The organism is Neisseria sp. HMSC069H12 (assembly GCF_001812735.1).
Classification (GTDB): domain Bacteria; phylum Pseudomonadota; class Gammaproteobacteria; order Burkholderiales; family Neisseriaceae; genus Neisseria; species Neisseria subflava.
This window is the reverse complement of sequence record NZ_KV810303.1, coordinates 19,664-34,291: the sequence shown is the minus strand read 5'-3', so window position 1 is coordinate 34,291 and position 14,628 is coordinate 19,664. Positions and strand designations below refer to the sequence as shown.

Sequence of the window (14,628 nt, the reverse complement as noted above, 5' to 3'; positions counted from 1 at the left end):
CTGAAAGGATAGCACTAATACCCTTCCATTTACAGGAGTTTTCTTGAAATAAAATTACAGACTAGCCTTTTCTTGACTTACATCAATGAGAATAATTGTTACTTGGCACTACATCTCGGTTTCCAAACACTCGTGTTTAAAAACGGCGTAGAATACAAAAATCAGCCCTGAAGACAGACATCCTTCAGGGCTGAATTTTTATTGCATTTCATATAAAAGGCCGTCTGAAACATTCAGACGGCCTTTTATTCACTTAATCAATTAAGCAAACGGGTGGTGCAAAACGATGGTTTCTTCACGGTCAGGACCAGTTGAAACAATGGCTACAGGTGCACCGCACACTTCTTCAATACGTTTCAGATAAGCTTTAGCGTTTTCAGGCAGCTTGTCATATTCTTTCACGCCGAAAGTCGACTCGCTCCAACCCTGCATGGTTTCGTAAATCGGTTTGCAGGTTTCTACCGCATCGGAGCCGCAAGGCAGAATGTCGGTTTTGCTGCCATCAGGCAATTCATAACCTACACAGATATTGATGTTCTCAATACCGTCCATCACGTCCAGCTTGGTAATGCACATGCCGGAAATGCCGTTAACTTGAATAGAGCGTTTCAGAGCAGCCGCGTCAAACCAGCCACAACGACGCGCACGACCGGTTACAGAGCCGAATTCATGGCCGCGTTCAGCCAAGCCTGCGCCCACTTCGTCAAACAATTCAGTCGGGAATGGGCCGGAACCCACGCGGGTAGTATAGGCTTTAACGATACCCAAAACGTAATCCAGCATTTGCGGACCTACACCTGCACCGGCAGAAGCGGCACCAGCCAAGCAGTTGGAGGAAGTCACAAACGGATAAGTACCGTAGTCGATGTCCAGCAACGTACCTTGTGCACCTTCAAACAACAGGCTTTCGCCTTTTCGGTTTTTCTCGTTCAAAACACGGGAAACATCGGTAATCATCGGCGTAATGCGCGGTGCAACTTTTTCAATGACCGCCATCACATCTTCAACTTTTACCGGCTCGGCATTGTGCAGGTGTTGCAACTGAACATTGTAATAAGCCAAAACAGCTTCCAGTTTCTCAACCAGTTTTTCAGGGTGCAACAAGTCCACCACGCGAATCGCGCGGCGGGCAACTTTATCTTCATAAGCGGGGCCGATGCCGCGACCGGTTGTACCAATTTTGCCTTTACCCCGGGAAGCTTCGCGAGCTTGATCAAGCGCGATGTGGTAAGGCAGAATCAATGGGCAGGTTGGCGCAATTTTCAGACGGCCTTCGACGTTTTTCACACCGGCAGCGTTCAATTCATCGATTTCGCCCAACAATGCTTCAGGAGAAACGACAACACCTGAGCCGATGAAGCAGTCCAAAGTCTCATGCAAAATGCCGCTTGGAATCAGGCGCAAAATGGTTTTTTTGCCACCGACGACCAAAGTATGGCCGGCATTGTGGCCGCCTTGGAAACGTACTACACCACTGGTTTCTTCCGCCAGCCAGTCAACAATCTTACCTTTGCCTTCATCACCCCATTGGGCACCGATTACGACAACATTTTTAGCCATAGCCATCTAACCTTATTTCAGATACAAAATTTCAAAATAAAACTCAATCGTTCAAAGCGATTACTTTCCAAACGCCGTCTACCTGTTTCAGACGGCCTGTAACCTCTTCCGAACCGTTATAGCCGATACCGTAATCGATAACGACACATTGTCCTTGTTCGCGCAAAGCATCTACCACTTCTTGAGCCGCAGGCATGTCTTTTACATCGACAGCCACCACGGATTCCCGTCCGATAGCAGGAAGGCGGCCGATAAAGCTGCGTAAATCAAAACTGAATCCGGCTGCAGGACGCGCGCGTCCAAAGTATCCACCCAATCCGTCATAACGGCCGCCGCGTGCCACGGCATCATGACGGTTCGAACCATAAGCCGCGTAAAGCAAACCGGTATGGTAATTGTCAACGCGCAGTTCCGACAAATCGATATGCACTTTTTGATTTGGGAACGCATCGCATACTGCCTGCAATTCATCCAAGGCCGCACTGACTGCGGACAATTCCGGTAATTTCTCTCTAGCCAAAGTCAGCACTTCACGACCGCCGTACAGTCGGGGCAACAATGAAAACGCTTTTGCCCACATACCGTCGAGTTTCCACTCTTTGACCAACTGGCTGACGACCTCGGCATCTTTGTCCTGCATTGATGAAAGCAGGGTTGCCGATTGTTGCTCATCCAAATGCGCGGCATTTGCCAAAGCACGGAATACGCCGATATGACCCAATGAAAGCAAAACTTCGCCCATATCGGCGATTTTCATGCTTTTCAGCATCAAATCAATCAATTCAATATCCGCTTCAATGCCTTCCAAGCCGTACATTTCCGCACCGGCCTGTAAAGGCTCGCGCATATTGAGCAATCCGTCAGGCCGCGCATGAAGCACTGAACCTGCATAGCATAAGCGGTTGATGCCTTGATTGGCGGAAAGCAAGTGGGCATCAATACGCGCCACCTGCGGTGTAATATCCGCGCGGATACCGAGTTGACGGCCACTGAGCTGATCAACGACCAAAATGGTTTTCAACGACAAACCGGCATCGATATGCGTTAATAAGGAATGGCTGTATTCCATCAATGGCGGTTGCACCAATTCATAACCATGCACGCGGAACAAAGCCAATAGCCGCTCACGGGCGCTTTCCAGTTGTCGGGCATTGGTCGGTAACACGTCGGCAACGTGTTCAGGAAGCTGCCAAGACTTCATGAGAATCTACCTCTGTTTTTTTGTAAACATAAAGGGCTGCTTAAATTTAAAACCAAATCAGCCTGACGACTGAAATTTTCCTGAATGCATCAATAGCAAATCTGATGCGGCTTCAACAAAACTGATTTTAAATTTAAACAGCCCCTGAGTAACGGCTTCAAACCGTCGAGTTATTAAAATCAGACTTTACCATATTAAAACGAATTTTGCACCCTGTTTACAGAGAGCGTAAAAAACATTAAAAACAAAGGCCGTCTGAAAACCAAATGCATAGCTGCATCGTTTTCAGACGGCCTTATTCATGCCTGAACAACTCGACGATTAACGCCAGTAACGCCACCAAGGCATATCGTCAGATCGCCATTCGTGTTGCAAGAACGGGCTTTGCGGGAAGTTGGTTTCCAAAACGCGGCGCGTATCGGCAGCCAGTTGCGGCTTGTCCAGTTTTTTGTACGCCAATTCCATCATCGCCAAAGCTTCTTCGACGTAACGGGTATTTTGGTAACGGGCGACGATTTTTTGCGCGCGGTTGACCGCTGCGACATAAGCACCGCGTTTCATGTAATAACGCGCCACAGACATCTCGTTACCGCCCAAAGCGTCCACCAACTTAGCCATACGCTCGGTTGCATCGGCAGCGTATTTGCTGTTTGGATAACGTTGAACCAACTCTGCAAACGCCTGATAAGCATCGCGGTTGGCTTTCGGATCGCGGTCGGACCAGTCTTGGGAAGCCAGCTTGTTCAAGAAAGACTGGTCTTCGTTAAACAGGACCAGACCTTTCAAGTACAGCGCGTAGTCCATATTCGGATGTTGCGGATGATGGCGTTGGAAGCGCGCAATGGCAGCCAAGGCTTTTTCCGGCTCATCGTCTTTATAATAGGCATACGCCGTATCCAACTGGGACTGCTGTGCATAGCGGCCGTTTGGAAAACGGGACTCTAAAATTTCGTATAACTTGACAGCTCGCGTATAATTGTTGCTGTTCAATTCGTCTTGCGCTTCGGCATAAAGCTTTTCCACACTCCAATCTTGAGTAATTTGGGCGTCTTTATCGATTGTGCCTTTATTTGCGCAGGCACTCAGTGCCAAACCTAAAGAAACTACTAAAAGAATTTTTTTCATGCAGAATACTTCCTTTGATAACGAAGCAGATTATAGCGATGATTTAGACTTTCCGTCATCCCCTGAAACAGAAAGTTGTGTTAATTTGACCGTTCCGCTCGAAATGGCAGGCGGAAGGCTGGATGCCGTATTGGCCAAACTCATGCCCGACTACTCGCGCAGCCGCCTGAGTTCGTGGATTAAAGAGGGTGCAGTCATTGTAAACGATAAGCCCGCGCAACCCAAAGATAAAATGATAGGCGGTGAATTGATTGCCGTTACGGTACGTCCGAGCGAAGAAAACCTCGCATTCACGCCCGAGCCTATGGATTTAGACATCATTTATGAAGACGATACCGTCATCGTCATCAACAAACCGGCCGGATTGGTCGTCCATCCTGCCGCAGGCAACTGGAGCGGCACCCTGCTCAACGGCCTGTTGGCGCACTGTCCCGAATTAAGCCAAGTGCCGCGTGCGGGCATCGTACACCGTTTGGACAAAGAAACCAGCGGTCTGATGGTGGTCGCCAAAACCTTGCCAGCGCAAAACTCACTGGTTCAACAGCTTCAAGAGCGCACAGTCAAACGCATTTACCGTGCAGTCGCCAACGGCATTGTTCCTTTCGACGGCAAAATCGAAACCCAAATCGGCCGCGATCCGCACAACCGCCTGAAAATGGCAGTCGTCAAATTCGGCGGCAAACCTGCCATTACCCACGTCAAAGTGTTAGAACGCTATCTTTCCCACAGCTACATCGAATGCTCGCTCGAAACCGGCCGCACACACCAAATCCGCGTTCATATGCGCGAAGCCAACCATCCGCTGGCCGCCGACCCTGTTTACGGCAACCTGCGCCATCCATGCAGCGATGCGGTTAAAGAAGCCATCAAAGCCCTAGGCGCGCGCCAAGCCCTGCATGCCTACCGCTTGAGCTTTGTACACCCGAAAACCGGCGAAACCGTTTCCTTTGAAGCGCCTATACCTGACGATATGTACCACCTGCTTTCCGTCCTGCGTCTGGAAGCCGGTTTAGATTCGTCCCTAAGCAACGAGGAAGAATGGCAAGAGAAATTCGGCATGGACGATGACGACGATTGGAATGAAGACGACTACGATGTCGAAGTCGTTTATGTAAGGGATTAAACCCATTTTTCAGACGGCCTAAAATATTATCTGAGGCCGTCTGAAATCAATCCGTTCCAACTATCTCAGCGATTCAAAGATTATGAAAACCATCACAGATACCCTAAACCTCGCTCCCCAAGGCAAGAATTTTTTGACTGCCGACTGGCCTGCCCCTGCCAATGTCAAAACGCTTATTACCACGCGCAACGGCGGTGTCAGCGAAAGCGTGTACCGCAGCCTGAATGTCGGTTCGCACGTCGGCGACAATCTGGAAGCCGTACTCCGCAACCGCGAAATCGTACAGGAACAAGTCGGCCTGCCCGTAGCCTACCTTAATCAAATCCACAGCAGCATTGTTGTAAATGCCGCAGAAGCATTAGGCAATACGCCTGACGCCGATGCCTCGGTTGATACGACGGGTACGGTTGCCTGCGCCTCAATGACTGCCGATTGCCTGCCTGTCTTATTTTGCGACAAAGCAGGGACCGTTGTTGCGGCGGCTCATGCAGGTTGGCGCGGTTTGGCCTGTGGCGTTTTGCAAAATACCATTGCGGCAATGAATGTCGAGCCACTGGAAATCATGGCCTATCTCGCCCCTGCCATCGGCCCTGATGCGTTTGAGGTGGGGCAAGATGTATTTGATGCGTTTTGCACCCCCATGCCGGAAGCTGTCGATGCGTTTGAAGACATCGGCGGCGGCAAATACCTTGCCGACATTTACGCTTTGGCGCGTATGATTCTGCATCGCGAAGGCGTGAACATGATTTATGGCGGCACCCATTGCACCGTCTTGGAACGCGATACTTTCTTCTCCTATCGCCGCGACGGACAAACCGGCCGCATGGTCAGCCTGATTTGGTTGGAAAAATAAGATTTGCGCCATCAAAGACAAGGCCGTCTGAAATACTTTCCGTTTACGGTTTCAGACGGCCTAAACATTATTCGTTATAATCCGACGATACCGTAACTGGTTTCAACGAAGGAATATCCAATGAAAAAAATCCTATTGCCTGCACTCGCCCTATTGCTTGCCTCTTGCGGTTTCCACCTGAAAGGCACTGGCGTAACTTCGCAGCCGCTACCTTATCAAAACTGGCATGTAGAAGGCGGAGCCGTCATGCAAAAAGCGCTGGAAAATGCCTTACGCCGTGCCGACGGTCATCCGGTTAGCGAAGCCGAATCACAAATCACCCTGCGCGTTGTCGACTTTCAAAAACGCCGTGATATCTACACCATCACCCGCGCTGCCGCGATTAACGAATACCTGCTGGCCATGACCGTCAAAGCCCAAGCCTTCCGCAATGGCGAGCCGGTTGGCGAACCGATGGAAGTTAAGGTTCACCGCACCATGGATTACGCCGACAGCGAAGTTTTGGGCAAACAGGAAGAGGAAGAAACCATTTGGTCTGAAATGCGCATCGACGCCGCAGATCAAATCGTCCGCCGCCTGACTTTCCTGAAGGCGCAATAATGGCTGCCGCACCCATTGAGAGCCTGCGCCCGGATACGCCGCTCCAACCGTTGTACATTATTCACGGCGAAGAGGATTTGTTGCGCATCGAGGCTTTGGATACGCTGCGCGCAGCCGCAAAAAAACAAGGTTATCTCAACCGCGAAGTCTATACCGCCGAAAACAATTTTGACTGGAACGAGCTGTTGCAAAGTGCCGGCAGCGCAGGTTTATTTGCCGATTTAAAACTGCTGGAAATCCACATCCCCAACGGCAAGCCCGGCAAAAACGGAGGCGATGCCCTGCAAACCTTCGCCGAACGCCTGCCCGAAGATACGGTTACGCTCATCCTCCTGCCTAAGCTTGAAAAAGCGCAAATCCAGTCCAAATGGTTTTCCGCATTGGCAGGCAAAGGCATCGTCTTAGAAGCCAAAGCCGTTGCGCCATATGCTTTGCCGCAATGGATACAGGGCCGCCTGAAACAGCAGGGTTTGGATATCGAACCTGAAGCACTCGCCCTTTTTGCCGAGCGCGTCGAAGGCAATCTTTTGGCCGCCCGTCAGGAAATCGAAAAACTCGCCCTGCTCCATCCCCAAGGCCATTTAATCAATATTGCCGACGCAGAAGCCGCAGTTGCCACTGTCGCCCGCTTCGACGTATTCCAACTGGCAGGCGCATGGATGAAAGGCGATGCCCTGCGCGTTTCCCGTTTGCTGGACGGTTTGGAAGAAGAAGGCGAAGAGCCGGTTTTGCTGTTGTGGGCGGTTGCCGAAGACATCCGCACCCTAATCCGCCTCACTGCCGCACTCAAGCAAGGCCAAAACATCCAAAGCCTGCGCAACAGCCTGCGCTTATGGGGCGACAAACAGACCCTTGCACCGATGGCTGCCAAACGCATTTCCATCAACCGCCTGCTCGATGCGCTCAAAACCTGCTCCAAAATCGACCGTATCATCAAAGGCGCGGAAGAAGGCGATGCATGGATCGAGTTCAAACAGCTCGTTACCTCGCTGGCCGCCTGAAACCGTTGCCACGCGTCAAGAAACTTGCACGCAATACGCCCCAAAAACAGAAAATACTGTAAAATAGCGTAAACTTAAATTCAGGCCGTCTGAACCTCGCATTTCAGACGGCCTCTTCCAGCAAAAAACAAGGAAACACCAACCATATGGATAATAAAACCAAACTTCGCATCGGCGGTCTGGCCCTGCTGACCACTGCCGTATTAAGCCTCATCATCGTTCTGATCGCCGATTCATGGCCGCTGGCCATTCTGTTGGCCGTCATCATCGTGGCCGCTGCCGCAGGCGGTTTCGTTTGGACTTCACGCCGTCAGCAACGCCAATTCCTCGAGCGCCTGAAAAAATTCGACATCGATCCGGAAAAAGGCCGTATCAACGAAGCCAACCTGCGCCGCATGTACCACAGCGGCGGCCAACATCAAAAAGACGCGATTACCTTGGTTTGCCTGTCACAAAAATGTTCCGTTGACGAAGCGCACGCCATCTTCAAAAAGCGTCCGACCCGTCAGGAAATGAACCAAATGGCTGCCCAACAGGCACGCGGTCAAAAACGTCCACATCGCTAATCCCGACAGTAACAGGCCGTCTGAACATCCTATCCCGTTTCAGACGGCCTGTTTTTATTTCCAACAAACCCATTTCCGTTTCCATCGCATTATGACCCGTCTTCCTACCGCCCCACTCAAACGCCGCCTCGCCGCATTGGTTTACGAACTTCTGCTGACCGGCGCCGTTACCAGCATTTCCGCCCTTGCAGCCGGCATTGTCGCCATCTTTCTCAATCCCATTTCCACGCGTCTGTCCATGCTGACAACCTGTCTGATTCTGTTCTACGCATGGTGGCTCTACTTTCGCGCCAACTGGCACAAAAAAGGCCAAACCCTCGCCATGCAGACATGGAAAATCGGTTTAGCCGATAAAAACGATACCCAACCGCCTCTGCCACAGCTGCGCCTGCGCTTTATTTGGGCAAGCATTTTCATTGTGTTCATTCCCCTATTTGCCTACGCCGGATTGCGCCATCTGCTCAATATCCCTCCTAAAGGCGCATTCGGCGCCGCGCTCATTTGGCTCATTCTGCCATGGGGTTTCGCCCTGTTCCATCCCGACCGCCAGTTCCTCTACGACTTCTTGGCTGGAACAAGGCTGGTGGATTTGAATCAGAAGAAAACAAACGAATAAAATCCAAAAGCGGCTCAAACTCTTAATAAAATAAAGGCCGTCTGAAACTCAAGATAAGTTTCAGACGGCCTTTAATCATAACATCAAGCAATGATTATTCTTGCCAACGTTTGAACACCAGCGAAGTATTGACGCCGCCAAAAGCAAAGTTATTGCTGACCACATAATCGGTTTGAATCTCGCGTCCGCCTGTTTGAATGTAATCCACCTTACCGCAACGCGGATCGATGTTTTCCAAATTGACGGTCGGCGCAAACCAGCCGTTGTTCATCATTTCGATGGTAAACCAGGCTTCCAATGCACCGCAGGCGCCGAGTGTATGGCCGAGATAGCTTTTTTGCGAACTCATGGGAATGAATCCAAACACGGCTTCGGTCGCTAATGTTTCGGCAATATCGCCTTTTTCGGTCGCCGTACCGTGACCGCTGACATAGCCGACTTTATCAGGCGTAATACCTGCATCTTTCAGCGCAAGCTCCATACATTTTTGCATGGTCTCTTTTTGCGGTTGAGTAACGTGGCTGCCGTCACTGTTGGCGCCATAGCCGACAAGCTCGGCATAGATTTTCGCACCGCGCGCACGAGCGTGTTCCAATTCTTCCAATACGAATATGCCTGCACCTTCGCCGATGACCAAGCCGTCTCGAGCGTTGTCGTAAGGGCGTGGCGTCAGCTCAGGTTCGCCGTTGCGGCGGCTGGCGGCATAAAGCGAGTCGAATACATACACTTCGGACGGACAAAACTCTTCGCCGCCGCCAGCCAGCATCATATCAATCAGGCCGTATTTAATCGCTTCATAGGCATAACCAATGCCTTGGCTGCCCGAAGAACACGCGCTTGAAGTCGGAATAATGCGGCCTTTCAAGCCGAAGAAAATACCGATATTGGCGGCAGTCGTATGCGGCATCATGCGCACATAAGTATTGGCGTTAAAATTGCGCGATGTGCCTGTCAGCAAAAGTTCGCCCATATCGCCAATGTCTTTAGTACTGCCGACAGACGAACCGCACGCTACGCCCATACGGCCGTCGGTAATGCGTTCATCCCCCAGCAAACCTGCATCCGTCAAAGCTTGTTCCGCCGCATCGACACACAAATGCGATACGCGCCCCATGCTTCTGAGCTGCTTGCGCGTCCAATGTTCGGGAGGAGAATAGCCTTCAATCGGCGCACCCAGTTGCGCTTCTAATTCAGGAAAGCGTTCGCTCCAGTCCATGTGTTTGACTGCGTTTTTTTCGGCTTTAAAGGCCGTCTGAATACTTTGCCAATCACGGCCGAAAGCGGTAATACCGCCGATACCTGTTACAACGACTCTTCTGGTATTCAACACAAACCTCCGTTCACAGCAATCACTTGGCGCGTAATGTACGCCGCTTTTTCATCCATTAAAAAGCGCACCGCATGCGCCACTTCCTCGGGCAATCCCATACGTGCGGCAGGGACGGCCTTTAAGATTTCTTCAACAGGTACGTTCTCATCGATAATATCAGTATCGATAAGGCCCGGCGCCACGCAGTTGACGGTAATTTTGCGTTTTGCCAACTCAACCGCCAAGGCTTTTGCCGCGCCGATTAGGCCCGCTTTGGACGCGCTGTAATTGACCTGACCGCGGTTGCCCGTCAAACCGGACACCGACGCCATGCACACAATCCGTCCGGCTTTGCGGCGGCGGATCATCGGCATGGTCAAAGGGTGCAACACATTATAAAAACCGTCCAAATTGGTACGCAGCACCAAGTCCCAATCGTCATCAGTAAACGCAGGAAACGCATTGTCGCGCGTCAGGCCGGCATTCAACACCACGCCGTAATATGTGCCGTTTGCCTCAATGTCGGCAGTCAAAATTTCACGGCAGGCCTCTCGGTCGGACACGTCAAACTGCAACACGCGCGCATTTCTACCCAATATACGGATTTCTTCCGCGACGGCTTCCGCTTCATCGCGGCGGCTGCGGCAGTGGACGACAATATCAAAGCCATCCTGCGCCAAACCAAGCGCGACGGCTTTGCCGATACCGCGATTAGACCCTGTAATTAAAATAGTTTCACTCATACGTTTTCTCACTATATCGACAGGCCGTCTGAATCTTTGTCTTTTCAGACGGCCTTGTAAACGGTTTAAATGATTTGACCGTCTTTCGGACTGTACACATTCAAAGAAGCTTTTGCCAGTAAACCGTCCGGCGGCAACAGATGCTTCACATCCTCCGGCGCATCCGTCCAGCGCAACTCGCAATCAAATACACCCATGCCGCCCAAATCCTGAATGGACACATGCGCCCTGACTTCCAACTCAGTACCGACAGGCACGGAATCGGCAAACAAATCCAGCTTGCGCGTTCCCAATAAAAAACCCAAGCGGACAGGTTCTCCGGCCTTTAAAGCCTCAATGCCTGCAAACGCGCCTATGCCCTGCGCCATCAATTCCATATAAGCTATAGACGGCAACACGCCATCCTTCAGCAAAATATGCTTGTCGCCAACCGGCGCACGGCAAACCGTGTAGTCATCGCCAAATTCTTTCACACAATCGATTAGCACCATATGTCCGCTGTGCGGAAGCAGCGAAGCCACATCATAAATCGGGGCACTCGGTATTGAAGGCATAAAATGTCATCCGGGAATAAATTACGTTACAATATGCATTATAACAGAGCCTAGCTTTTACTAACCCATTTCATTACAATGTATGAAAATGTAAAACATTGAAAGACATCATGCCTCAAAACGTTTGCCGTTTCAGCTTCAATATCGCCGCATGGCAGGCCTCCTCCAGCAAAATCAGTACGCCGGAGCAATGGCAGGACTGGGCGCAGGGAAAACTCGATACCGCCTCACTACCGGAGTGCAAACCCGCGCTCTCCTTTTTGCCGCCTATGCAACGCCGCCGCTTGGGAAAAGCGGCGCGCTTGGTTTGTGATGCCGCATGGAATCTGGCCGACCAATATCCTGAAAGCGTACCGGTGTACGTTTCGCACGACGGCGAAAGCAACCGCAGCTTTGAATTGTGGCAAGAGCTTTTGAACACGCATACCGTATCGCCAACCTCATTCGGCCTGTCCGTTCACAATGCAACGATTGGGCAATGGTCGATGTTGCGCAAAGACATGAGCGAGCATACCGCGTTGGCCGTTGCCGCCGATTCCTTTGAAACCGCGCTGGCCGAGGCATTTGCGCTTTTACAAGACGATGCAACATCCGTTTTAGTGATTGTCGCCAATGATCCGTTGTCTGAAGACTATCCCGTCTTGGCTACCCGTGCGCCGTTTGCCTATGCATTGGCACTGGTCATCACCAAAGGCGAAGACTATACCTTAAGCTTGGAAACCACATCAGCAAGACCCTCTGAAAACCCTAACGATACAACAGTCGAGCCCTATTGGAGCAGCTTGGAGTGGGTACGCTTCCTACTTTCAGACGGCCGACAACACACGCAACACTATGCCGGTAGAAACTGGCACTGGCAGAAAAACGCATGAAGACTTTAGACTATTTCCGTCGCTTTTTTGCCACACTCTTCGGCTTCATCCTCTTCGGCGTTGCAGGCGTATTGTTCAAAATCGCACTTTTACCCTATACACTCAAATCAACCAAAGGCGACATCAAACGCCAACTTGAAGCAAGACGCATGATAGGCAGAGTTTGGCGTTTCTTTGTCGGCTACCTGCAATGGTCGGGAGTATTAAGCGTCCGTTTCAACGGATTGGAAAAACTCGGCAGGCCCGGCCAGCTCATTCTTGCCAACCATCCCTCGCTTTTGGATATCGTCTTGCTGATCAGCCACTATTCCGAGCCGAACGTACTGGTTAAAAAAGACCTGTTGCACAACCCCAGCATGAAAAGCCAGATTATCGCTTCAGGCTACATCCCCAACGACGAAAGCATGGAAATGTTGGAAGAAATCGACGCCGTGTTCAAAAGCGGGCAAAGTATGCTGATTTTCCCCGAAGGCACGCGCACAGGCTGGGACGGACAGGTTAAAATGCACCGTGGCGCGGTATCGCTCGGTTTGCGCAGCGCATCGGTCATCACCCCCGTGTGCATCAAAATGACGCCGCCCAATTTCAAAAAAGGCCAGCCTTGGTACAAAATACCGCCGCACAAAATCCATTATGAAATCACCGTCGGCGACGACATCCTGCCCGAAGAATGGCTGGAGGAAAAACCCTTACCCATCGCCGCAAGGCGTTTAAACGAATACCTTCAAGACTATTTCACAAGGAAAACCACATGAATAACTTAGAAAACCAAATCAAAGAATTGATCATCGACAGCTTGGGGCTGGAAGACATCACCCCTGCCGACATCGGCAGCGAAGACCCGCTCTTCGGCGACGAAGGCTTGGGTCTGGATTCTGTCGACGCGCTGGAACTCGGTTTGGCAGTGCAAAAAACCTTCGGCTTCCAGCTCGACGGCGAAAACGACAACCTGCGCGAAAACTTCGCCAACGTCAAAACACTGGCAGAATTCGTCAAAAGCCGTCAGGCATAAAAGGAGAAGCGATATGACCGAACAAGAAGTACGCACCCTTCTGACCGATGCACTGGTCAACCTGTTTGAAATCGGACCGGAACGCATCAAACCCGAAACCAACCTCTACGAAGATTTGGAAATCGACAGCATCGACGCCATCGACCTTATCGACCACATCAAACGCGAAACCGGCCGCAAACTGCAAGCCGAAGACTTCCGTAATGTGCGTACTGTAGAAGACGTGGTTCAAGCGGTTTTGAAAGTACAACAAGATTCCTGATTCCGCTTTGAATCAGCATATTTTCAGACGGCCTTGTCAATCCGCAAGGCCGTCTGAAAATCAATCATAACCATGAAAATATTAGGAAAACTCCTACTGACCCTCGCCAGCCTCGCCTATCCGCTCCTATGGTATTACGGCAGGGAAAACGGCGCGTTCGTCTGGCTTGCCGCCGCCATGTGCATCCTGTGGCTGATACGCGCCGCCATGCCGCAAACCACAGCCCAACGCATTACGGCGATTATCCTTGCCGCCTTTTTCGCCGCCGTACTGATTTTCAGACGACCCGACTCGATGTATTGGTATCCCGTCGCCGTCAACGCGCTGATGCTTGCCGTTTTCGGCGGTAGCCTGTTTGCCAAACAAACCGTCATCGAACGCCTCGCCCGACTGCAACATCCCGACCTGCCGCCCGAAGGCGTGCGCCACACTCGACGCGTTACGCAAATCTGGTGCGCGTTCTTTATCTTCAACGGCGCAACCGCTGCCATTTTGGCAGGCTTGCAATATTACGATTGGTGGGCGGCTTATACAGGCATCGTGTCGTATGTGTTAATGGGGCTTTTATTTGCTGGAGAGTGGGTGTATCGGAAAGCCGTATTGAAGGTGTAGGTCGTCTGAAAACGCATCAATCATTACTCATTTCATATCAAAGGAAAATACAGCTTCAACAACGAGGGCATTCTCGAATCACAGCACGCGAAAGGTTTGGTATAACTTGGTATTGGAGAGAGTTTTCAGATTAGATTATCAACCCCGCAGGCTGTGGTTACCCTTTTTACCACCATTCCTGTACTGACCGGAATGACGGTAGTTAGATTTTGACAGACAACTGCAACATACCTTTGCTTCTTTACTTTTGGAATGTTGTTTTTCCAACCCAACCTAAACTTACCTAAGATATTAATAAAAAGGAAACAATCAATGAAAATGATTTCTTACTGGAAAGGGATTGACGGTCAACCAGAACCCTTGGAGATTTATGAAGACAAAGAGGGGCTAGTCTTTATTATTGGTACATATAATCACAAAAACCAAAATAAAGCCGAAAAAGCATTGGGCATTCATTGGGGAGATTACCCTCAATCAAGAGGTATTTTGGCTCCTTGCGTCATACCTGCTGAAACACGTTCCGCAATCCTTGCAGGTTTACTGCATCAAGCTATTAATAAACAAGATATGAAAGCCATTAATCGCATTTCCGATGCAATTAATTTCTTTATTAATTAAT

18 protein-coding genes are annotated in these 14,628 nt (G+C 50.6%); 12 read left to right on the top strand and 6 right to left on the bottom strand.

Annotation, left to right across the window (positions count from 1 at the left end; genetic code table 11):
- Window positions 1-261: 261 nt before the first annotated feature.
- The 3 genes from HMPREF2872_RS10870 to HMPREF2872_RS10860 form a co-directional block, all read right to left on the bottom strand.
- Window positions 262-1,560 (bottom strand): adenylosuccinate synthase, encoded by a 1,299-nt coding sequence (locus HMPREF2872_RS10870; RefSeq protein WP_049351236.1) that lies wholly within the window; start codon window positions 1,558-1,560, stop codon window positions 262-264.
- A 43-nt stretch (window positions 1,561-1,603) separates the two neighbouring features.
- Window positions 1,604-2,761, bottom strand: a complete 1,158-nt coding sequence (locus HMPREF2872_RS10865; RefSeq protein WP_070633585.1) for an ATP phosphoribosyltransferase regulatory subunit — start codon at window positions 2,759-2,761, stop codon at window positions 1,604-1,606.
- Window positions 2,762-3,082: 321 nt separating this feature from the next.
- Window positions 3,083-3,886 carry an outer membrane protein assembly factor BamD gene (locus HMPREF2872_RS10860; protein WP_003685748.1) on the bottom strand — a complete coding sequence of 268 codons (804 nt, stop codon included), beginning with the start codon at window positions 3,884-3,886 and terminating at the stop codon, window positions 3,083-3,085.
- On the opposite strand from HMPREF2872_RS10860, the gene rluD reads away from it, so the two are divergent.
- From rluD to HMPREF2872_RS10830, 6 genes are all read left to right on the top strand, one after another.
- Window positions 3,885-5,009 carry a 23S rRNA pseudouridine(1911/1915/1917) synthase RluD gene (gene rluD, locus HMPREF2872_RS10855; RefSeq protein WP_070633583.1) on the top strand — a complete coding sequence of 375 codons (1,125 nt, stop codon included), beginning with the start codon at window positions 3,885-3,887 and terminating at the stop codon, window positions 5,007-5,009. The two genes, HMPREF2872_RS10860 and rluD, sit on opposite strands and share 2 nt — an antisense overlap.
- 82 nt (window positions 5,010-5,091) lie before the next feature.
- Window positions 5,092-5,862: a peptidoglycan editing factor PgeF gene (gene pgeF, locus HMPREF2872_RS10850; protein WP_070633580.1), complete on the top strand. Its 771-nt coding sequence runs from the start codon at window positions 5,092-5,094 to the stop codon at window positions 5,860-5,862.
- A 120-nt stretch (window positions 5,863-5,982) separates the two neighbouring features.
- Window positions 5,983-6,462 carry an LPS-assembly lipoprotein LptE gene (gene lptE / locus HMPREF2872_RS10845; RefSeq protein ID WP_003680809.1) on the top strand — a complete coding sequence of 160 codons (480 nt, stop codon included), beginning with the start codon at window positions 5,983-5,985 and terminating at the stop codon, window positions 6,460-6,462.
- Window positions 6,462-7,463 (top strand): DNA polymerase III subunit delta, encoded by a 1,002-nt coding sequence (gene holA, locus HMPREF2872_RS10840; protein ID WP_070633578.1) that lies wholly within the window; start codon window positions 6,462-6,464, stop codon window positions 7,461-7,463. The genes lptE and holA overlap by 1 nt, the downstream gene beginning before the upstream one ends.
- Before the next feature lie 146 nt (window positions 7,464-7,609).
- Entirely contained in the window at window positions 7,610-8,029 is a 420-nt protein-coding gene (locus tag HMPREF2872_RS10835) for a hypothetical protein (protein ID WP_070633577.1), read from the top strand.
- 91 nt (window positions 8,030-8,120) lie between these two features.
- The gene (locus HMPREF2872_RS10830; protein WP_070633575.1) at window positions 8,121-8,645 is read left to right on the top strand and encodes an RDD family protein; all 525 of its coding nucleotides are present in this window, start codon (window positions 8,121-8,123) and stop codon (window positions 8,643-8,645) included.
- Between the two features lie 94 nt (window positions 8,646-8,739).
- Here the strand turns inward: HMPREF2872_RS10830 and HMPREF2872_RS10825 are convergent, their stop codons facing one another.
- The 3 genes from HMPREF2872_RS10825 to HMPREF2872_RS10815 form a co-directional block, all read right to left on the bottom strand.
- A complete protein-coding gene (locus tag HMPREF2872_RS10825; RefSeq protein WP_070633573.1) occupies window positions 8,740-9,975 on the bottom strand; it encodes a beta-ketoacyl-ACP synthase in 1,236 nt (411 codons plus the stop codon).
- Window positions 9,969-10,697, bottom strand: coding sequence for a 3-oxoacyl-ACP reductase FabG (gene fabG / locus HMPREF2872_RS10820; RefSeq protein ID WP_070633570.1), 729 nt, complete (start codon window positions 10,695-10,697; stop codon window positions 9,969-9,971). Before fabG ends, HMPREF2872_RS10825 begins: the two co-directional genes overlap by 7 nt.
- Before the next feature lie 65 nt (window positions 10,698-10,762).
- Window positions 10,763-11,251 carry a hotdog family protein gene (locus tag HMPREF2872_RS10815; protein ID WP_141752889.1) on the bottom strand — a complete coding sequence of 163 codons (489 nt, stop codon included), beginning with the start codon at window positions 11,249-11,251 and terminating at the stop codon, window positions 10,763-10,765.
- 110 nt (window positions 11,252-11,361) lie between these two features.
- Here HMPREF2872_RS10815 and HMPREF2872_RS10810 point away from each other — a divergent pair, with 110 nt between their 5' ends.
- From HMPREF2872_RS10810 to HMPREF2872_RS10785, 6 genes are all read left to right on the top strand, one after another.
- Complete coding sequence (locus HMPREF2872_RS10810; protein WP_070633566.1) at window positions 11,362-12,123, top strand: beta-ketoacyl synthase chain length factor; 762 nt, start codon at window positions 11,362-11,364, stop codon at window positions 12,121-12,123.
- Window positions 12,120-12,878: a lysophospholipid acyltransferase family protein gene (locus HMPREF2872_RS10805; protein ID WP_070633564.1), complete on the top strand. Its 759-nt coding sequence runs from the start codon at window positions 12,120-12,122 to the stop codon at window positions 12,876-12,878. Before HMPREF2872_RS10810 ends, HMPREF2872_RS10805 begins: the two co-directional genes overlap by 4 nt.
- Window positions 12,875-13,135 (top strand): phosphopantetheine-binding protein, encoded by a 261-nt coding sequence (locus HMPREF2872_RS10800; RefSeq protein ID WP_003757545.1) that lies wholly within the window; start codon window positions 12,875-12,877, stop codon window positions 13,133-13,135. The genes HMPREF2872_RS10805 and HMPREF2872_RS10800 overlap by 4 nt, the downstream gene beginning before the upstream one ends.
- 13 nt (window positions 13,136-13,148) lie before the next feature.
- Window positions 13,149-13,397 carry an acyl carrier protein gene (locus HMPREF2872_RS10795; protein ID WP_070633561.1) on the top strand — a complete coding sequence of 83 codons (249 nt, stop codon included), beginning with the start codon at window positions 13,149-13,151 and terminating at the stop codon, window positions 13,395-13,397.
- Window positions 13,398-13,469: 72 nt separating this feature from the next.
- Window positions 13,470-14,009 (top strand): COG4648 family protein, encoded by a 540-nt coding sequence (locus HMPREF2872_RS10790; RefSeq protein ID WP_070633558.1) that lies wholly within the window; start codon window positions 13,470-13,472, stop codon window positions 14,007-14,009.
- Window positions 14,010-14,321: 312 nt separating this feature from the next.
- Window positions 14,322-14,627, top strand: coding sequence for a hypothetical protein (locus tag HMPREF2872_RS10785; RefSeq protein ID WP_241479487.1), 306 nt, complete (start codon window positions 14,322-14,324; stop codon window positions 14,625-14,627).
- The last annotated feature ends 1 nt before the right edge of the window (window position 14,628 follow it).

Excerpts from the sequence above, each read along its gene's own strand:
- HMPREF2872_RS10870 (WP_049351236.1), bottom strand. The coding sequence starts at position 1,560 with ATGGCTAAAAATGTTGTCGTAATCGGTGCCCAATGGGGTGATGAAGGC.
- HMPREF2872_RS10865 (WP_070633585.1), bottom strand. The coding sequence starts at position 2,761 with ATGAAGTCTTGGCAGCTTCCTGAACACGTTGCCGACGTGTTACCGACC.
- rluD (WP_070633583.1), top strand. The coding sequence starts at position 3,885 with ATGCAGAATACTTCCTTTGATAACGAAGCAGATTATAGCGATGATTTA.
- HMPREF2872_RS10860 (WP_003685748.1), bottom strand. The coding sequence starts at position 3,886 with ATGAAAAAAATTCTTTTAGTAGTTTCTTTAGGTTTGGCACTGAGTGCC.
- pgeF (WP_070633580.1), top strand. The coding sequence starts at position 5,092 with ATGAAAACCATCACAGATACCCTAAACCTCGCTCCCCAAGGCAAGAAT.
- lptE (WP_003680809.1), top strand. The coding sequence starts at position 5,983 with ATGAAAAAAATCCTATTGCCTGCACTCGCCCTATTGCTTGCCTCTTGC.
- holA (WP_070633578.1), top strand. The coding sequence starts at position 6,462 with ATGGCTGCCGCACCCATTGAGAGCCTGCGCCCGGATACGCCGCTCCAA.
- HMPREF2872_RS10835 (WP_070633577.1), top strand. The coding sequence starts at position 7,610 with ATGGATAATAAAACCAAACTTCGCATCGGCGGTCTGGCCCTGCTGACC.
- HMPREF2872_RS10830 (WP_070633575.1), top strand. The coding sequence starts at position 8,121 with ATGACCCGTCTTCCTACCGCCCCACTCAAACGCCGCCTCGCCGCATTG.
- fabG (WP_070633570.1), bottom strand. The coding sequence starts at position 10,697 with ATGAGTGAAACTATTTTAATTACAGGGTCTAATCGCGGTATCGGCAAA.
- HMPREF2872_RS10815 (WP_141752889.1), bottom strand. The coding sequence starts at position 11,251 with ATGCCTTCAATACCGAGTGCCCCGATTTATGATGTGGCTTCGCTGCTT.
- HMPREF2872_RS10810 (WP_070633566.1), top strand. The coding sequence starts at position 11,362 with ATGCCTCAAAACGTTTGCCGTTTCAGCTTCAATATCGCCGCATGGCAG.
- HMPREF2872_RS10805 (WP_070633564.1), top strand. The coding sequence starts at position 12,120 with ATGAAGACTTTAGACTATTTCCGTCGCTTTTTTGCCACACTCTTCGGC.
- HMPREF2872_RS10800 (WP_003757545.1), top strand. The coding sequence starts at position 12,875 with ATGAATAACTTAGAAAACCAAATCAAAGAATTGATCATCGACAGCTTG.
- HMPREF2872_RS10795 (WP_070633561.1), top strand. The coding sequence starts at position 13,149 with ATGACCGAACAAGAAGTACGCACCCTTCTGACCGATGCACTGGTCAAC.
- HMPREF2872_RS10790 (WP_070633558.1), top strand. The coding sequence starts at position 13,470 with ATGAAAATATTAGGAAAACTCCTACTGACCCTCGCCAGCCTCGCCTAT.
- HMPREF2872_RS10785 (WP_241479487.1), top strand. The coding sequence starts at position 14,322 with ATGAAAATGATTTCTTACTGGAAAGGGATTGACGGTCAACCAGAACCC.